Raw genomic sequence first — 18,087 nt, forward strand, 5'->3', positions numbered from 1 at the left:
CGCTCAGTCGTTCAGGCACAGGCAGAAGTAGTGCCCGGCCGGATCCCGGAACACCGCGAAGTCCGGGTGGTCCGCCGGTCCCTCGACGAGCTCCGCGCCGAGGCCGAGCACCCACCTCGTGGACGCATCCATGTCGTCGATCCGCAGGTCGAGGTGCACCCGCACTCCCTCCGCCGGCCAGTCGGCCGGGACGAAGTCGGGCGCGAGCTGGAACGCCAGCCGGAGCGCGCCCGGACCCTGCAGGACCACCCAGTGGTCGTCCGACCGCGTGCCCCCCCATCCGAGCACCGCGCCGTAGAAGGCGGCCAACGCGCCCGGATCGGGACAGTCCAGGACGGTGTACTCCATACCGATGGCAGGACGGGTCATGACCTCGACCCTAAGCCGCGCCGGACCCCGATTGCCAGGATCTTCTCAGGCGCCCATGAATGGATCCTTACCCGGAGCGGGCATCGTGGACTCATGTCGCAGATAACCGTGCTCGCCGTCGGTGGCACCGGGGAGTCGCACCCCGACGACCGCCGCACAGAGGTGTCCGGGCTGCTGCGCGAGGTCACCGACACGCTCGACGGCCGCTTCGTCGCACGCTGGGTCGGCTACCCCGCCTCGTACGGCCCCGTCGCCGTCGGCGGGCTCAGCTACCGGCAGAGCACCGCCGTCGGCGTGCGCAGGGTGATCGAGGCGGTTGCGGAGACCGACGGCCCGGTGATGCTGATCGGCTACTCGCAGGGCTGCACGGTGATCCGCGAGGTGCTGGGGCACATCGCCGCCGGAGACCTGACCGCGGGCGGTATCGCCGCGGTCGGGCTGATCTCCGACCCCGAGCAGCCGGACGGCGCTGTGCCGGGCTGCCGCGGGCACGGCGTCGCCGGGCCGGGGCCCGCGACACCGGACTCGATCCCCGTCCTCTGGGTCGGACACCCCGAAGACATGATCTGCAATGCCAGCGACGACAGCTTCGTTCGCGACATCGCGGACCTCACGCGCTGGATGTCGCTCCGGGAACCCAGCACGTGGCTGGGCAAGCTATGGGAGTTGCTCCGGAACAACAGCTTCCAGAACGCGACCAAGACCCGCCTGAGCGTCAGGCAGTGGCGCACGGACCTGCGGCGCCTGCGCACCGCCGCACTCGAGGTGCTCGGCTACCTGCCCGCACGCATGACCTGGGGCCGCGTGCGAATGAGCAATCCGCGGGGCGGTCGGCACGTCGCCTATGCCACCGAACCGCTCGACGCGGGCGGGCTCACCGGGTGCCAGGTGCTTGCGCAGTGGATCCAGGTGCAGGCGACGTTCGGGGCTCGGTACACGCGTCGCGCGCCGACCCGTGTCGCGTGAGCACTCATCTCGCTGTGGATCTGGGTCAGGCGGGCTCGGGCGCGAGGTCGTCGACGTCGGGGAACCGCTTCAGCAGCCTGGCGATCATGCGGTGCATCTCGTACATGCGCCGATCCAGCGCCCCTGCTCTGACGAGCAGTTCGGCCTGACGGTCGAGGTTGCCGGAGCGCCGGGCGAGGACCGCGTCGGCCTCGGCGGTTTCGATACCTGCCGCAAGGTCTTCGACCTCCCGACGGAGCATGACCAGGAACATCCGAGCCTGCGCTTGTTGCATCGGCATCGATCGGGACCTCCCTCGTGCTGGCGGCCCACTCCGGCCTTACGGCAGTGTCTCCGGACACTCCGGCCCCGTCAACATGCGGACCGTCCAGTACGCGCGCGATACGGTGGGTCGTGTCAGGGTCGGGCCCTCTAGCGTTGCAGGAGATCTGTTGTGAAGCTCGCTCGCAAGCTCGGTATGTGTGCCATCTCTGTCGCCGCGTTGGGGTTGTCGACCGCGGGGGTTGCGGCGGCGGCTCCGGTGACCGTTCCGTTTCAGGTGAATCCGTCCCCATACGGGAATCCGAACGGGAGCTTCGACGCTCCCGCGGCTCGATGCGCGGCGGTGGTCGGCGCCCAGCCCGGATCCGTGGTGATCACCGGCGGGAATCCGGGAGGCTGGGGCTGCCCGCTCTCCTCGCAGGTGCAGTGGATGAACCTGTCGTCCGGCGCGACCGGCACCACCCAGTTGTCGGACGGTCTGAACGGGATCCCGGCCGCGGCGACGGTGAACACCGGGATCGGTCAGGTCGTCGTCGTCGTCAACCCGGTGGCCGGGATCGTCACTCCCGGTTTCGCCACGTTCCACGTGCCGTGACGTCGGGACTCTTGGGAGAGGCTGCCTGACACCGGAATTCGGCCTCACCACGGGGCCGCTACCGGTAAGGTCGGCCCGCGGCGACACCGTCGCCGGACATTGTCAGCGTTATACGAGGAGCGTGGGGGACATGGGTTCAATCGAAATCATGAATTGGCTTCAGGCGGGTGCGAATGCAGGCGATCCGATCAGGGGACCGCTCTACGTCGCTGCGTTCGTGATCGGCGGGCTGTACAGCGTGCTCTTCGAAGGCGCCATCATCTGACGGACGTGAGAGGAAGCGGGTCGGGCCGTCTGCGCTGACAACCCGCCTCCAAATGCGCAATGGCCCCGCCTCACGGCGGGGCCTTTGCGCATTTGTCACCTGTCGAGGCGGGTCACAGGGTCTCGATCACCGACTGCCCGGCCGGGGTGCGCAGCGCTTTCGTCGTCTCCACTCCCGAGTTCGGGTTCAGCTTGTCCACCGTCCGGAACTGGAAGCGCGCCTCGCTCGCGTCGACCTCGAGGACGCCGTACCCGTGGCTGACCATGTCGGCGTGCTTGACGTGCGGGTTCTTGTCCCGCCGGTTGACCTCCTCGGCGCGCGCCCCGCCGGTGTTGTCACTGCTGCTGGTGTAGCCGCCGTCCGCGGTGTTGGCGGAGGTGACGGACGGGACGACGAATTCGACACCCGCGCGCCGGGTCCCGGGCGCGTTGGCCTGGGCGCCGCTCGGCGTGCCCGGCGCGAACCCGGTGTCCCAGAGCTCGCCCGCCCAGCCGTCGTGGTCGTCGCCGGTGACCAGGACCAGGTTGTCCACCGACTGGGCCGCGGTGGACAGGATCTCCGCTCGCTCGGCGCCGTAGCCGTCCCAGGTGTCCATGTAGGCCCGGGTGCCGTTGTCCGCCACCACCATGCCCATCATCATGTTCGCGTTCGCCACCACCTTCCAGCGGGCGTCCGACCTGGTCATGCCGTCGAGCAGCCATTGTTTCTGCGTCGAGCCCAGCATGGTCCGGCCCGCCGCGTCGGCCTCGGCGCACACGATGTGGTCCAGGGAGTCGCCGCAGGCCTGCCGGTCCCGGTACTGCCGGGTGTCGGGCGCGAACAGCTCCACCGTCTTGCCCACCCGCAGCGAGCGGTACGTGCGCGTCGGGTCGTTGGCGAAACGGGGAACCGGCATGTGCTCGAACCACGACTGCCACGCCCACTGCTTCTTCTGCTGGAACCCGACCGCGCCCTCGATGGGCGAGATCACCGGGAACGTCCAGCCGTCCTTGCTGTAGTTGTTGCGGAACTCGTGGTCGTCCCAGATCGGGATGAACGCGTGCTGACTGTGCATCTGCCGCAGGTTCGCGTCGGTGCGGTACTGGCGGTACTTGTCCCGCATGGCGTCGATGGTCTGCGGGAACGGGTTGGTCGTGACGCCCCGGACGCCCGGCTTGGTGAACTCGTACACGTAGTCGCCGAGGCACACGACGAAGTCGAGGTCCTCCTCGGCGAGATGCCGGTGCGCCGCGTAGTAGCCCTCCTCGAAGCCCTGGCAGGTGAACCAGCCGATGCGGACCGGCTCGTTGGAATCGGCCGGCCGCAGCGTCCGGAACCGACCGACGGGCGACTCGCCTCCGTTACCCCGGAACTGGTAGTAGTAGGTCTCCCCCGGAGCCAGTCCGTTCACATCGAAATGCACTGTGCCGTCGGCGTCTTCACGTACCTGAACCCGTTCGGCGAGCACCGGGCTCGACAGGTCCTCCCGCCTCGAGACGACCAACGCCAATTCACCGCCCGCGCCGCTACTACCGGCACTTCCGCCGGCACTGCCACCGACACTGCCGCCGCCGAGGCTGCCGGTCTCGAGGCTGCCGGTACCCCCCGCCGCGCCGACGCGCGTCCACAACGTCGCGCCGTCGGTGCGCGGCACCCCGGCCATGACTCCGTTGCCGAACTCGGGGTTGCGTATCAGCCCGGCCCCGGCATCGGGGGCCTGGCGGAGGACGGGGGTGGCGTTCGCCGCGGCGGGCAGCAGGGTCGCGCCGCCGAGCACGGACAGGCCGGCCAGGAAGGCGCGGCGGGAAACGTTGGTGGGCGGAAAAGACACAAGCCACCTCAGGTGCGGTAGGGACAAATTCCAGATGACCCTAGACGTACACGAACCGTTCCGCTGTCGTTTCCCCGCCGTTCATCGGCCCGCGTCGCGGTGACGTTCCGACGACGCCGCTGGCAGAATCGGCTGGGTGGTCAAGCCAGCGGGTTCCAGCGCATCGCCTGCGGTCGGACGTGCCCTCGACATCCTGGTACGACTCGCGGAGCGCCCGGGTCCGGTGCAAGCGGCCGCCCTCGCCCGCGACCTGGATCTACCCCGTTCGTCCGTCTACCACATCCTGTCGGTGCTGGTAGAGCGCGGATTCGTGGTGTACGTGCCCGGCGAGCAGGCGTACGGGCTCGGGGTGACGTCATTCGAGATCGGCTCGGCGTACCTGCGCCACGAACCACTCGAGCGGCTCGCGCAGCCGATCCTGCACCGGCTGGCCATGCAGCTCGGACAGGCCGTGCACCTGGGGATCCTGCACGGCAACGAGACGGTCTATCTCCTCAAGGAACGCCCCACGTCCGGACCCGCGGCCGAGGTCTCACTGATCACCGACATCGGGGTGCGGCTCCCCGCGCACCTGACCGCCAATGGGCGCGCCATCCTCGCGGCCCTGCCCGACGCCCAGGTCAAGGCGCTGTACTCCCGGCGCGGGGACTTCATCACACGGACCGGACTCGGCCCGCGGACGCTGACCGAACTGCGACGCACCCTCACCGATGCACGCTCGCGCGGGTGGGCAGAGGAGGTGGACCTGGTGACGACGGGCCTGCGGTCGGTGGGCACCGCCGTCTTCGATCACAACGGCCGTGCCGTCGCGGCCCTGAGCACCACCTGGCGCAAGCAGTTGGCCTATCCCGAACCGGATGCCGTTGGCCAGACCCTGATGACCGGCGCTGAGCGTCTGACCTCGCACATCTCGGGCCACGTCCCCTCCCCACGCTGAGCTGGCGGTAGCCACGATTCGACCCTTGTGAGGCAGCTCACAGAGTTGTATAGTCCTGTATATACAACTGCTGCCGCATGAGGAGAAGCCGACGATGACGCAGGCCTGGGACGACGACTTCCGCGACCGGATGGCGGATCCGGTATTGGCGAAGTCCTACATCGAATCCCTGCCGGAGGCCTACAAGCACGACTTCGACCCCGCGCGCGCCGCCGCGGACGTCACCCGGATCGAGGCGCTGCGGACCGATTCGTTCGAGGTTGCCCTTCACCCGCCGACGGGCGCGGCCAGGGGACAACTGCGCCTCACGCTCTACATCGACGGAGAGGCCGTCTCGCTCAGCCGCATCCTCCCCGTGATCCAGTCCCTCGGTGTCGAGGTGCTCGACGAGCGGCCCTACCCGATGAGCGACTCGGCCGGCAGTCCGTGCTGGATCTACGACTTCGGCCTCACCCTCGACGTCGATCCCGCTCCGGCCGACACCGGCATGGCTGCCCGTTCCACCGAGGCCTTCGCCGCCGCATGGCGTGGTGACGCCGAGGTCGACACGTTCAATCACCTGGTACTGCGCGCGGGGCTGACCTGGCGACAGGCGTCGATGCTGCGGGCGTACGCAAAGTACCTGCGGCAGGCCGGTTTCCCGTACAGCCAGGTGCGGATCGCGGAGGTCCTCACCGCACACCCCGAGTCCGCACGCTTGCTGGTCGAGCTGTTCGAGGCCCGCTTCGACCCGGCGACGAACGACGAGGGCAGCCAGCAGGCGTTGACCTGCCGTCTCGACGATGCGCTCGGCAGTGTGGTCAGCCTCGACGAGGACCGCATCCTGCGGGCCTTCACCACCCTCATCCGAAACACCCTGCGCACCAACTATTTCGCCCACGGCGGCACCTCGCCGTTGCTCTCGTTCAAGTTCGATCCGCAACGGATCGACGAGCTCCCCCACCCCCGACCACGATTCGAGATCTACGTCTGCTCACCACGAGTAGAAGGCGTGCATCTGCGGTTCGGCGCCGTTGCCCGCGGCGGCCTCCGATGGTCGGACCGCAAGGAGGACTTCCGCACCGAGGTGCTCGGACTGGTCAAGGCGCAGGCGGTGAAGAACGCGGTCATCGTGCCGGTCGGCGCCAAGGGCGGCTTCGTCGTGAAACAGCCGCCCGCACCGACGGGCATCGACGCGACCGATCGCGACGCGAACCTGGCCGAGGGCATCGCGTGCTACCGGCAGTTCATCGCCGGCCTGCTCGACGTCACCGACAACATCGACCCGGCCACCGGCTCGGTCGTTCCCGCCCGCGACGCAGTCCGCCACGACGCGGACGACACCTATCTCGTCGTCGCCGCGGACAAGGGCACCGCCACCTTCTCCGATATCGCCAACGAGGTCGCCGCCGAGTACGGATTCTGGCTCGGCGACGCGTTCGCCTCCGGCGGATCGGTCGGCTACGACCACAAGGCGATGGGCATCACCGCACGCGGCGCCTGGGAAAGCGTGCAGCGTCACTTCCGCGAGATGGGCCGCAACACCCAGAGTGAAGACTTCACGGTCGTCGGCATCGGTGACATGAGCGGCGACGTGTTCGGCAACGGCATGCTGCTCAGCGAGCACATCAGACTGGTCGCCGCCTTCGACCACCGTCACATATTTCTCGACCCCGCGCCGGACGCGGCGACGTCGTTTGCGGAACGCAGTCGACTGTTCGGCCTGCCCCGCTCCTCCTGGGCGGACTACGACCCCGGGCTGATCAGCCCCGGCGGCGGGGTGTGGGCGCGCTCGGTGAAGTCGGTCCCGGTCAGCCCCGAGGTGCGGGGCGCTCTCGGTCTCTCCGACGGCGTCACCGCGCTCGCTCCCGCCGAACTGATCGACGCGATCCTGCGCGCCCCGGTGGACCTGATGTGGAACGGCGGCGTCGGCACCTACGTCAAGGCCTCCACCGAATCCCACGCCGAGGTGGGAGACAAGGCCAACGACGGGGTCCGCATCGACGGGCGCGACCTACGCGCCCGCGTCGTCGCGGAGGGTGGGAATCTGGGGCTGACCCCGCTCGGTCGCATCGAGTTCGCCCGCGCCGGAGGCCGCATCAACACAGACGCGTTGGACAACTCGGCAGGCGTCGACTGCTCCGACCGCGAGGTCAACATCAAGATCCTGCTCGCAGGCATGGTCGCGTCCGGCCACCTCGCTGCCGGTGAACGGGACGCGCTGATGCGGTCGATGACCGATGAGGTGAGCCGACTCGTACTGGCAGACAACCGCTCCCAGAATCGGATCCTCGGTGTGAGCCGATCCACTGCCGCCTCCGCGCTCGGCGTCCACGCCCGGATGATCGCAAGGCTGGAGAACGAACGCGGACTCGTCCGCGCGCTCGAGGCGCTACCGGACAAGCGCGAGCTGTCTCGGCGCGCACAGGACGGCCAGGGGCTGACCTCTCCGGAACTGGCCACCCTCATGGCGCACGTCAAGCTCGCCGTCAAGGACGAACTGCTGGCCGGTGACCTGCCGGACGATCCTGCGCTGCGCGACCGGCTGCGTGCGTACTTCCCGGACGCCGTGCGGAACCGATTCGGCGACCACCTGGACTCACACCGGCTACGCCGCGAGATTGTCGCGACGATGTTGACGAACGACGTGATCGACCACGGCGGAATCACTTTCGCGTTCCGCCTCGCGGAGGACTCGGCGGCGATCGGATCCGACGCCGTGCGCGCCCATGTCGCGTCGGCCCGGATCTTCGACCTGAACCGATTGTGGGCGGACATCGCGGAGAGCGGGCTGCCGACGGACGTCACCGATGCCCTGGTGGTCGACACCCAGCGGGTGCTGGACCGGGCCTCGCGCTGGCTGCTGGCCAACCGGCCGCAGCCCCTCGACATCGGCGCCGAGGTCGAACGATTCGCGCCCCGACTCGTCCGGCACGCGCACCTGGTCCCGGACTGGCTTCGCGGACAAGAGCTTGCCGACCTGCACGCGCGGGTCGCCGCGTCGGTCGACGCCGGTGTCCCGCACGATCTGGCGGCCCGCGTTCACCTGCTGCTCGATCAGTTCGGCCTGCTCGACATCATCGAGGTGGCCGACGTCAGCGGCCGGGACGTGCCGGACGTCGCAGAGCTGTACTACGCACTGAGCCAACATCTCGGCGCCGTGCATCTGTTGCAGTCGGTGTCGAGACTGTCGTACGACAACCGATGGAACTCCCTTGCCCGCCTTGCGATGCGGGACGAGCTCTACGGCTCCCTGCGGGCGCTGTGCCTGGACCTACTCGGGAACCCGGCGAGCGCAGGAGAATCCACGGCGGAGATGATCGGACGCTGGGAGGTGCGGAACTCCACCCGCATCCTGCGGGCACGATCGACCCTCGACGCGATCTTCGAGAACTCGTCCGTCGATGTCGCGGCCATGTCCGTTGCGGTGCGCCAGATCCGGAGCCTGGTCGGTAGCGTCTGAGCCGATCGCCGCCGGTGCGAGCGGCCGCGGCTCACCGCGGCCGCTCCGGGTTCACTGCGTCTCGAAGGTGCCCTCGAGCCGGTAGCGGGAGCCGGGGTGCACGAGTCGCGCGGTACTCACCAACCGCCCCTCGGACCAGGTGCGCCGGTGAATGAGCAGGCACGGCTCGGCCTCGTCGATCCCCAGGAGCCGGCACTCCTCCGCGGTCGCGAGCACCGACTCGACCACGTGCTCACCACGGCCGAGCGGCGCGACCGACATCAGGTAGTTGTTGGGTGTCTGAGCGGTGAAGTCCTGATCGAGATACTCGGGTGCGATCTCCGGGCTGACGTGGCGGTCCTCGACCTGGATTGCCAGGTCGTCCTCGAAATGCACCAACCGCGAATGGAACACCGGGCTCCCGTCCGGCACCCCCAACTGGTGCGCGACGATCGCTTCGGCAGGCTCGGCGCGGAGCAGGTCCACCTCGCTGCGATGCCGGTGTCCCCTGTGCGTCACCTCGTCGGCGATGTTGCGCACCTCGAAAAGCGCTGAGCTGACCTTTCTTTCGGCGACGAAGGTGCCGACGCCCATGAGTCGCACGACAAGCCCGTCGGCGCTCAGTTCGCGCAACGCCCGGTTGACGGTCATTCGAGACAACCCGAGCGAGTTGACGAGTTGATTCTCCGACGGCAGCTGGTCTCCCTCAGGCCAACGGCCCGACACGATCTGCTCCGCGATGAGATTCTTGACCCGTTGATATGCGGGCGCGGATTCGTGCCCGCGGGCCCTGTAGAGCGACGCCACGTCCGACTCGTCGATCGCCACCCTCGCCACCGTCCACATCCCGCCCGTTCGAGGGCATCTCGTTTCCGCCCAGTCTATCGGCCCGCTGCTCGCCGCCGGATCGGACTCGCCAACGGCAACGTGTCTCGTATCCGAGAATCATCGAAGGAGGCACTGTTCCGCGTAGCGCCGAGGATGTGTCATGGGGTCACACAACATCGTCAGGAGACCCAGGATGACCAATCACTCCCCCACCGGACCCCGGCCGGTCCGGGCACCGCGCGGCACCGAGCTGACCTGCCTCGGCTGGCAGCAGGAGGGCGCCCTGCGCATGCTCATGAACAACCTCGACCCGGAGGTCGCGGAGCGTCCCGACGACCTGGTCGTCTACGGCGGCACCGGCAAGGCCGCGCGCAACTGGGAGGCCTATGACGCCCTCGTCCGCACGCTGCAGACACTGAAGTCCGACGAGACGATGCTCGTGCAGTCCGGCAAGCCCGTCGGGGTCTTCCGCACCAACGAGTGGGCTCCGCGAGTCCTGCTCGCCAACTCCAACCTGGTCGGCGACTGGGCGAACTGGGAGCAGTTCCGCAAGCTCGAGGCCGAGGGCCTGATGATGTACGGCCAGATGACGGCCGGCTCCTGGATCTACATCGGCAGCCAGGGCATCCTGCAGGGCACCTACGAGACCTTCGGCGCGGTGGCGCGCAAGAGGTTCGGGGGGACCCTCGCCGGGACCATCACCCTGACCGCAGGTGTGGGCGGCATGGGCGGAGCGCAGCCGCTCGCGGTCACCATGAACGACGGCGTCGCCATCTGCGTCGACGTCGACCCGACCCGCATCGACCGCCGGATCGCGCACGGCTACCTCGACACCAAGGCCGAGAGCATCGACGCCGCCCTCGCGCTGGCCGTCGAGATGCGCGATGCCCGCAAGCCGCTGTCCATCGGCTTGGTCGGCAACGCCGCCGAGGTCTTCCCGGCCCTGCTCGCGATGGGCGCCCCGATCGACATCGTCACCGACCAGACTTCCGCCCACGATCCGTTGTCCTACCTGCCGGTCGGAATCGCGCTCGAGGACTGGCAGAAGATGGCCGAGAAGGACGCCGAACACTTCACCGCCGAGGCCCAGAAGTCGATGGCCGCACATGTCGAGGCGATGGTCGGATTCATGGACGCGGGCGCCGAGGTCTTCGACTACGGCAACTCGATCCGCGACGAGGCCCGAAAGGGCGGCTACGACCGGGCATTCGAGTTCCCCGGGTTCGTTCCCGCCTACATCCGTCCGCTCTTCGAGGAGGGCCTCGGCCCGTTCCGGTGGGCGGCCCTCTCCGGCGACCCCAAGGACATCGAGGCCACCGACCGCGCGATTCTCGAGCTCTTCCCCGAGAACGAGCACCTCAAGCGCTGGATCACCATGGCGGGCGAGAAGGTTCATTTCGAGGGCCTGCCCGCCCGCATCTGCTGGCTCGGGTACGGCGACCGCCACAAGGCCGGTGTGAAGTTCAACGAGATGGTGGCCTCCGGGGAACTCTCCGCGCCGCTCGCCATCGGCCGCGACCATCTCGACTCCGGATCGGTCGCCTCGCCGTACCGGGAGACCGAGGCCATGGCCGACGGTTCCGACGCCGTTGCCGACTGGCCGCTGCTGAATGCCCTCGTCAACACCGCTTCCGGCGCGTCCTGGGTGTCCATCCACCACGGCGGCGGCGTCGGGATGGGCCGGTCCATCCACGCCGGTCAGGTGTGCATCGCAGACGGCACCGAGATGGCCGCGCAGAAGCTGGAGCGGGTGCTCACCAACGACCCCGGCATGGGTGTCATCCGGCACGCCGACGCAGGATACGAGCACGCGACCCAGGTCGCGGCCGAGCGCGGCGTTCGCATCCCGATGCAGGAGGCGTAAACGTGTACGACGCACCCGGGCAGGACGGCCGGTGGACCGTCATCGACAACATCGGCACCCTGGTCACCAATGACCCCGAGTCCGGTGCAGGCCCGCTCGGCCTGATCCACGACGCCGCGGTGGTCCTCGGGGACGGGCTCGTCCAGTGGGTGGGCCCCCGTTCCCGGATCCCGGAGGGCAGTGCCGGATCCCGGTACGACCTCCGGGGCCGGGCCGCCCTGCCCGGGTTCGTCGACAGTCACGCCCATCTCGTCTTCGGCGGCGAACGTGCCGAGGAGTTCGAGGCGCGGATGACGGGCGCCCCGTACGGAGCGGGCGGCATCCGCACCACCATCGCCGCCACGAGGGCCGCCTCGGACGCCGAACTGGGCGCGAACGTGGCGCGGCTCGTCGCCGAGTCGCTGCACTCGGGCACCACCACGATCGAGACGAAATCCGGCTACGGGCAGTCGGTTCCCGATGAGTTGCGCAGCCTCGAGGTCGCCTCCGCACACACCACGGAGCGGACCCTGCTCGCCGCGCATGTCACACCGCCGGAGTTCGCGGGTCGCAGCGACGACTACGTGCGGATGGTTGTCGACGAGATGATCCCCAAGTGTGCGCCGCACGCGAAGTGGATCGATGTGTTCTGCGAGGAGGGCGCGTTCGACGCCGACCAGTCGCGGGCCGTACTCGAGGCCGGCATCGCCGCCGGGCTCACCCCGCGGGTGCACGGCAATCAGCTCAGCTACGGCGCAGGCGTTCAGTTGGCGGTCGAGCTGAAGGCCGCGTCCGTCGACCACGTCACCTATACCACCGACGCCGATGTCGAGGCGCTCGCGGCCGGTGGCACCGTCGCCACGCTCCTGCCAGGAGCCGACTTCTCCACGCGCAACAAGTACCCCGACGCTCGGGCCCTTCTCGATGCCGGCGTCACCGTTGCGCTTGCCGCGGACTGCAATCCCGGAACCTGCTACACCACCAGTATTCCCTTCTGCATCGCGCTGGCGGTGCGGGAGATGCACATGAGCCCGGCCGAGGCTGTGTGGGCCGCGACGGCCGGCGGTGCCGCGGCGTTGCAGCGCACCGACATCGGGCACATCCGGGTCGGCGCGCGAGCCGATCTGATCGCACTGGACGCCCCGTCCCATCTGCACCTGGCCTACCGGCCCGGGGTGGCGCTGGTGCGCGAGATCTGGAAGGACGGATACCGACGATGACCACCGTGGACCTTGCCCCCACAGCCTGGTCGGGACGCGACGACGGACCCGGCGCCGAACACCTGCGTTGGCACGGCGCCGTCGCAGCGTTCGAGGACCGAACCGATTCCGGTGCAGGCGTTCTCATCGGGTTCCGCAGCGACGAGGGGGTGCGCCGCAACAAGGGCCGCCGGGGCGCCGCCGACGGCCCGGCGGCGCTGCGCCGGGCGCTCGCGTCGATGTCGCTCGCCACCCCGGTGCGGTTGTTCGACGCCGGTGACGTCGAGGTCGTCGGCGAGGATCTCGAAGGCGGCCAGGACAGGCTCGGCTCGGCCGTCACCGGCCTGCTCGACGCCGGGAGCCTCGTCACCGTCCTCGGCGGCGGGCACGAGGTGGCCTACGGCAGTTATCTCGGAATCGCGAATTCGGCGGCCGTCGCATCAGGCGCACGCCTGGGCGTGCTCAACCTCGACGCACATTTCGACCTGCGGAGCGACCCGCGGCCGAGCTCCGGAACTCCTTTCCGGCAGATGGCCGACCGCGAAACCGCGCTGGGCCGAGCCCTCGACTACGCGGTGCTCGGCATCGCGCAACCCAGCAACACCGCGGCGCTCTTCGCGACGGCGACCGAACTGGGCGTGCGGCACCTTCTCGACGACGACTGCACGGCGGCGAACCTGCCTGCCGTGGAGGCGTTCGTCGAGGACTTCCTCGACGCGGTCGACGTCCTGTACCTGACGATCGATCTCGACGTGCTGCCCGCCGCGGTCGCCCCGGGGGTCAGCGCCCCGGCCGCGTTCGGTGTTCCGCTCGAGGTGATCCAGCGGGTGTGTGATCTGGTGGCACGGAGCGGCAAGCTGCGGCTGCTCGATGTCGCGGAGCTGAATCCCGCTCTCGACGTGGACAACCGCACAGCGCGGACCGCGGCGCGACTGATCCACCGGATCGTCACCACCGCGCTGGCCACTCGGCTGCACTGAGCCCGACCCCTCATACGTCCTCGGCTCGACGCGAGCGCCTGCCGCCGCGTCGAGCCGAGGATTTCCAGGTTTCGGGCCCGTCTGCCCGGCTCGAAACTACTGCGCCTCAGAGGGCGATATCGAAATGATCGCGCATCTTCCCTGACTCACCGACGGCATCGGTTCGCCGGGCGGCACGATCAGGGCCGCTTCGGTCACGAGATCGAGACAGATCCGGACCGAACCGGGATCGGGGATCTCGGCGGAACCGATGTCCACCGACATGTCGACCTCTCCCCGCCTCCCCATCACGTTGAGGGCCCGGGTACGGGACGATGCCCGCGATGCCGGCGCCCACTCGCCAGGAAAAGCCAAGGTGTGCAACGGCTCGACGACGTGGCGCACCACGGTGACCGCATCGGCCGAGCCCGGTAGGTCGACGAAGGGCGGCCCCGTGAGTTCGAGGGATACCGAGCCGAGAGGGGTGATCAATCGGTCGAACCCCTCGATGACCGAGAACCTCGACTCGAGTGGTTCCTCGGCGATGCTCACCCGCCACTGGCCGGTCGATGCAACCACCTGGGTGGTGCCTTGGCCGTTCTGCCAAGGCACCACCCTGCGGTCGACCGCCACGGTACGGAACGACGTTGTCCCGTAACCGGTTTCACCGGGCGTCCGATTCCTCATTCGAGCGGAGCGGGTCAGCTGAGCTTGCCGACCACGGACTCGGCGCTGTCGAGCAACGCCCCGGAGGCTGCCAGCTGGACCGCGGCCTCGATCTCCGGCGCCAGGTAGCGGTCCGTGCCCGGCCCCTGAACCTGCTCACGGATCGTGTCTCGCACGGCAGCGGTCGCAGGCGACGGCTCGAGCGGAGCCCGCAGATCCAGACCGCGTGCGGCGGTGAGCGCCTCGATCGCGAGCACCCGGGTGAGCCCGTCGACGGCCCGACGCAGCTTGCGAGCACCCGACCAGCCCATCGACACATGGTCCTCCTGCATGGCAGAGGAAGGGATCGAGTCGACGCTCGCGGGCGCCGCGAGCCGCTTGAGCTCGGAGACGATCGCGGCCTGGGTGTACTGCGCGATCATGTGCCCGCTGTCCACCCCAGGGTCGTCGGCCAGGAACGGCGGCAGCCCGTGGCTGCGCGCCTTGTCGAGGAAACGGTCGGTGCGGCGCTCACTCATGCTGGCCAGGTCGGCGATGACGATCGCGAGGAAGTCCAGCACGTAGGCGACCGGCGCCCCGTGGAAGTTGCCGTTGGACTCGACCCGGCCGTCGAGGGTCACCACCGGGTTGTCGACGGCGCTCGCCAGCTCGTACGAGGCCACCCGCTCGGCGTGCGCGAGGGTGTCGCGCGCGCCGCCCGCGACCTGAGGAGCGCACCGCAGCGAGTAGGCGTCCTGCACGACCGTGCAGTCGGGGGTGGCGTGGCTGGCTACGATTCCCGAGCCCGCGAGCACCCGGGTCATGTTCGAGGCAGCCATGGCCTGACCGGGGTGCGGGCGCAGGGCCTGCAGGTCCGCCGCGAACACCTTGTCCGTGCCGAGCAGCCCCTCGACGCTCATCGCCGCGGTGACATCAGCCAGGGAGAACAGCTTGCGCAGGTCATGGCAGGCCAGGACCAGCATGCCCAGCATGCCGTCGGTGCCGTTGATGAGGGCAAGGCCCTCCTTCTCCTTGAGCTCGACCGGCTCGATTCCGGCTGCGGCCAGCGCCTCGGCGGCCGGCATCAGCTCGCCGTCGGCGTCCCGCACGGTGCCCTCGCCGATCACTGCCAGCGCCACGTGCGCGAGCGGCGCCAGGTCGCCCGAGCAGCCGAGGCTGCCGTACTCGTGGACGACAGGGGTGACGCCCGCGGACAGCAGGGCCGCGTATACCTGAGCAACCTCGGGGCGGACGCCGGTCCGGCCGGTCGCGAGGGTGGACAGGCGCAGGAGCATCAGGGCGCGGATCACCTCGCGCTCCACCTCCGGACCGGATCCTGCGGCATGCGAGCGGATGAGGCTGCGCTGCAGCTGTGCCCGCAACTCCAACGGGATGTGCCGGGTGGCGAGCGCACCGAACCCGGTCGACACGCCGTACACCGGCTTCGGGTCCTCGGCGAGTGCCTGGATGCGGGTGCGGCTGGCCCCGATCGCCTCGAGCGCCTCCTCGGACAACCGCACCGGCGCACCGAACCGGGCGACGCGCACCAACTCATCCGGCGTCACGGCGCCGACTCCGACCACGACGGGTGCACTGTTGTCGATTGCGCGCTCTTCTGCGCGCGGGAGGGTGTTCGTGCTCATGGTTGTTCTCCGTTTCTAATGAGCGGTAGCGAAAATTCTTCGGGTTGGGTCAGGACGGCTGGTCGGCGAGTTCGGGCTCGGCAGGTAGCCGCTCGGGCCGCACCCACCGGAGGAAGGCGAGGGCGAGCAGCGCCAGCCAGACCGCGCCGACGATCAGCGCGACGCGGGTGTCGGCGTCGAAGGCGAGCACCGCGATCACGAACACCAGGAAGCCGATCGCGATCAGCTGCCCGTACGGCCAGAACGGCACCGGGAACTTCAGTGCGGCCACCTCGGCCGGATCCATCCGCTGCCGCGAGCGGTAGTGCGAGAGCAGGATCATCAGCCAGACGAAGATCGTCGCGAAGGTCGCGATCGACGCGATGACCAGGAACACCTTGTCCGGGATGAGGTAGTTGAGGAGCGCTCCGAAGAGCAGCGTGATGGTCATGATGACCACCGTCATCCAGGGCACCCCGTTGCGGGAGACCTTCCCCATCGACGCGGGGGCCTGACCACGCTGGGCCATCCCGAACATCATCCGTCCGGCGCCGAAGATGTCGCTGTTGATCGCGGAGAGCGCCGCCGTGATCACCACGATGTTCAGCACGGTCGCGGCGGGGCCGATGCCGAGGCCCTGGAAGATCTGCACGAAGGGGCTGCCCTCGGATCCGATCGACTGCCACGGGTTGATCGCCATGATCACGGCAAGCGTGAGCACGTAGAACAGAATGATGCGCACCGGGACGGTGTTGATCGCGCGGGGAATGGTGCGCTCCGGGTCCTCCGCCTCCCCCGCGGTGATACCGATGATCTCGGTGCCTCCGAAGGCGAACATGACGATCGCGAAGCAGCTGACGAACCCACCGAACCCGGTGGCGAAGAAGCCGCCGTCGGTCCACAGATTGCTCACGCCCGTCCCGGTGTCGTGGATCCCGAACCCGAAGATCAGGATCGCGATTCCGCCGGCGATCATCGCTACGATCGCGACGATCTTGACGAGGGTGAACCAGAACTCCACCTCGCCGAAGACCTTCACGCTCAGCAGGTTGATCGCGCCGATGAAGAAGATGATGGAGAGCACCCAGATCCACCGAGGTACGTCGGGGAACCAGAACCCCATGTAGACGCCGAAGGCCGTCACGTCGGCGAGGCACACCACGATCATCTCGAAGGTGTACGTCCAGCCGGTCATGAACCCGGCCAGCGGCCCGAGGTGCTTGCTCGCGTACTCGCCGAACGAGCCCGAAACGGGATTGCTCACCGCCATCTCGCCGAGCGCGCGAAGCACGATGTAGATCGCCGCCCCACCGATGAGGTAGGCGAGCAGTACGGACGGGCCCGCCCGGTTTATCGCTTCCGCCGATCCGTAGAACAGCCCGGTCCCGATCGCCGAACCCAGCGCGATGAACCTGATGTGGCGTGCTGTCAGACCTCGGGTCAGCGCCGCGGCGGTGTCTTTCACAATCGATCTCCCTGGACTGTGCTGGTGGATCCGGCCAGGCCGGCCCCTCGCACTGTGCGGCGAGTCACACCATCGCGATATGTATAGTCCTGTATATACAGCTGCGTCAAGGCTTCGCCGCCGCCCGTTTTTCCCGCCGCCCCTGACGGCCGCAGGCGACTGAGAGGTCAAGGCCGCGGACGGGCGGCCCGAAATGGGCCGCCAACCCGGGGCTTAAACATTTGCGGCGGAGCTCCACAACGTCACCGTCGGCCACCACGCAACCCTCACCCTCCACGTGCAGCGCCAGATCAGATTTCCCTTGTGGTCGAACATACATTCGAATAGACTTCGAACATGGATCTCGACGAGATGCTCATCGCGCCACCGGATGTGGTCGCGTGGCAGCTCGCGGATGCCGAACTCCTGAAGTTGGTTCCCGAGTTGTCGTTGCGGATGCGTCAGCTCGAGGCACTGCGGGTGCGTCTGATGCATCAGGTCGATCAGCGGTGCGTGGCCGAAAAGGTCGGCGCCTCATCGCCGGGCAACTGGCTCGCCGGGGCGACCACCATGACCCCCGGCCAGGCCAACAGGATCGTCCGACTCGGCCGGGGACTGGCCGAGCATCCGGAGGTCGCCGCCGCATTCGACGCCGGAGAAACCGACTACGACCAGGTCCGGGTGATCGTCGAACTCCTGAACAAGGTGCCCGAGCCCGACGCCCCGGCCCGCTCCGACGACAATGCCGCGACCGACGGCGACGGTGACGCCGAGAATGTGTTCGACATCATCGGAACCGACGCCACCCGAACACAAGCCTGCGCCCGCTACCTCCTCTACGCCGCCCGCACCGAAGACTCCACCACCCTCGCCCGCCGCGCGAAGGCGCTCGATCAGATCCTCAACGGGGACAAGAAGAGAGC

At 68.7% G+C, this 18,087-nt stretch carries 15 protein-coding genes and 1 pseudogene; 9 read left to right on the top strand and 7 right to left on the bottom strand.

Annotated features, from left to right (window positions below):
• Positions 1 to 3: 3 nt before the first annotated feature.
• Complete coding sequence (locus C8K38_RS16985; RefSeq protein WP_097212587.1) at positions 4 to 369, bottom strand: VOC family protein; 366 nt, start codon at positions 367 to 369, stop codon at positions 4 to 6.
• 93 nt (positions 370 to 462) lie between these two features.
• Between C8K38_RS16985 and C8K38_RS16990 the strand changes: the two genes are divergently transcribed.
• Positions 463 to 1,335 carry a PE-PPE domain-containing protein gene (locus C8K38_RS16990; RefSeq protein WP_097212588.1) on the top strand — a complete coding sequence of 291 codons (873 nt, stop codon included), beginning with the start codon at positions 463 to 465 and terminating at the stop codon, positions 1,333 to 1,335.
• A gap of 25 nt (positions 1,336 to 1,360) precedes the next feature.
• On the opposite strand, the gene C8K38_RS27230 is transcribed toward C8K38_RS16990, so the two are convergent.
• Entirely contained in the window at positions 1,361 to 1,615 is a 255-nt protein-coding gene (locus C8K38_RS27230) for a hypothetical protein (protein ID WP_179800606.1), read from the bottom strand.
• A 177-nt stretch (positions 1,616 to 1,792) separates the two neighbouring features.
• On the opposite strand from C8K38_RS27230, the gene C8K38_RS16995 reads away from it, so the two are divergent.
• Positions 1,793 to 2,191: a hypothetical protein gene (locus tag C8K38_RS16995; RefSeq protein ID WP_179800612.1), complete on the top strand. Its 399-nt coding sequence runs from the start codon at positions 1,793 to 1,795 to the stop codon at positions 2,189 to 2,191.
• A 130-nt stretch (positions 2,192 to 2,321) separates the two neighbouring features.
• On the top strand, positions 2,322 to 2,456 hold the full coding sequence (locus C8K38_RS27750) for a hypothetical protein (protein WP_257017544.1): 135 nt from the start codon (positions 2,322 to 2,324) through the stop codon (positions 2,454 to 2,456).
• A gap of 112 nt (positions 2,457 to 2,568) precedes the next feature.
• On the opposite strand, the gene C8K38_RS17000 is transcribed toward C8K38_RS27750, so the two are convergent.
• Positions 2,569 to 4,266 carry an alkaline phosphatase D family protein gene (locus tag C8K38_RS17000; RefSeq protein WP_097212591.1) on the bottom strand — a complete coding sequence of 566 codons (1,698 nt, stop codon included), beginning with the start codon at positions 4,264 to 4,266 and terminating at the stop codon, positions 2,569 to 2,571.
• 136 nt (positions 4,267 to 4,402) lie between these two features.
• Between C8K38_RS17000 and C8K38_RS17005 the strand changes: the two genes are divergently transcribed.
• Together C8K38_RS17005 and C8K38_RS17010 are read left to right on the top strand one after the other, a co-directional pair.
• Complete coding sequence (locus tag C8K38_RS17005; RefSeq protein WP_097212592.1) at positions 4,403 to 5,203, top strand: IclR family transcriptional regulator; 801 nt, start codon at positions 4,403 to 4,405, stop codon at positions 5,201 to 5,203.
• 100 nt (positions 5,204 to 5,303) lie between these two features.
• Positions 5,304 to 8,645, top strand: a pseudogene (locus C8K38_RS17010) (NAD-glutamate dehydrogenase); the annotation flags it as partial.
• Between the two features lie 51 nt (positions 8,646 to 8,696).
• On the opposite strand, the gene hutC reads toward C8K38_RS17010, so the two are convergent.
• A complete protein-coding gene (gene hutC, locus C8K38_RS17015) occupies positions 8,697 to 9,470 on the bottom strand; it encodes a histidine utilization repressor (RefSeq protein ID WP_097212594.1) in 774 nt (257 codons plus the stop codon).
• A 175-nt stretch (positions 9,471 to 9,645) separates the two neighbouring features.
• Between hutC and hutU the strand changes: the two genes are divergently transcribed.
• The 3 genes from hutU to hutG are packed head-to-tail and all read left to right on the top strand — an operon-like array spanning position 9,646 to position 13,474.
• On the top strand, positions 9,646 to 11,316 hold the full coding sequence (gene hutU / locus C8K38_RS17020; RefSeq protein ID WP_097212595.1) for a urocanate hydratase: 1,671 nt from the start codon (positions 9,646 to 9,648) through the stop codon (positions 11,314 to 11,316).
• A gap of 2 nt (positions 11,317 to 11,318) precedes the next feature.
• The gene (hutI, locus tag C8K38_RS17025) at positions 11,319 to 12,515 is read left to right on the top strand and encodes an imidazolonepropionase (protein ID WP_097212596.1); all 1,197 of its coding nucleotides are present in this window, start codon (positions 11,319 to 11,321) and stop codon (positions 12,513 to 12,515) included.
• Positions 12,512 to 13,474, top strand: coding sequence for a formimidoylglutamase (gene hutG, locus C8K38_RS17030; protein ID WP_097212597.1), 963 nt, complete (start codon positions 12,512 to 12,514; stop codon positions 13,472 to 13,474). Before hutI ends, hutG begins: the two co-directional genes overlap by 4 nt.
• 96 nt (positions 13,475 to 13,570) lie before the next feature.
• Here hutG and C8K38_RS17035 read toward each other — a convergent pair whose 3' ends face one another.
• The 3 genes from C8K38_RS17035 to C8K38_RS17045 are packed head-to-tail and all read right to left on the bottom strand — an operon-like array spanning position 13,571 to position 17,185.
• Complete coding sequence (locus C8K38_RS17035) at positions 13,571 to 14,140, bottom strand: HutD family protein (RefSeq protein WP_097212598.1); 570 nt, start codon at positions 14,138 to 14,140, stop codon at positions 13,571 to 13,573.
• Positions 14,141 to 14,154: 14 nt separating this feature from the next.
• The gene (hutH, locus tag C8K38_RS17040) at positions 14,155 to 15,741 is read right to left on the bottom strand and encodes a histidine ammonia-lyase (RefSeq protein WP_097212599.1); all 1,587 of its coding nucleotides are present in this window, start codon (positions 15,739 to 15,741) and stop codon (positions 14,155 to 14,157) included.
• Positions 15,742 to 15,790: 49 nt separating this feature from the next.
• A complete protein-coding gene (locus C8K38_RS17045) occupies positions 15,791 to 17,185 on the bottom strand; it encodes an amino acid permease (protein WP_097212600.1) in 1,395 nt (464 codons plus the stop codon).
• A 336-nt stretch (positions 17,186 to 17,521) separates the two neighbouring features.
• Between C8K38_RS17045 and C8K38_RS17050 the strand changes: the two genes are divergently transcribed.
• Positions 17,522 to 18,087 (top strand): DUF222 domain-containing protein (locus C8K38_RS17050; RefSeq protein WP_143548483.1); only part of this gene is annotated, 566 nt, incomplete at its 3' end.

The organism is Rhodococcus sp. OK611 (assembly GCF_003050885.1).
In the GTDB taxonomy this organism is placed as follows: domain Bacteria; phylum Actinomycetota; class Actinomycetes; order Mycobacteriales; family Mycobacteriaceae; genus Rhodococcus_G; species Rhodococcus_G oryzae.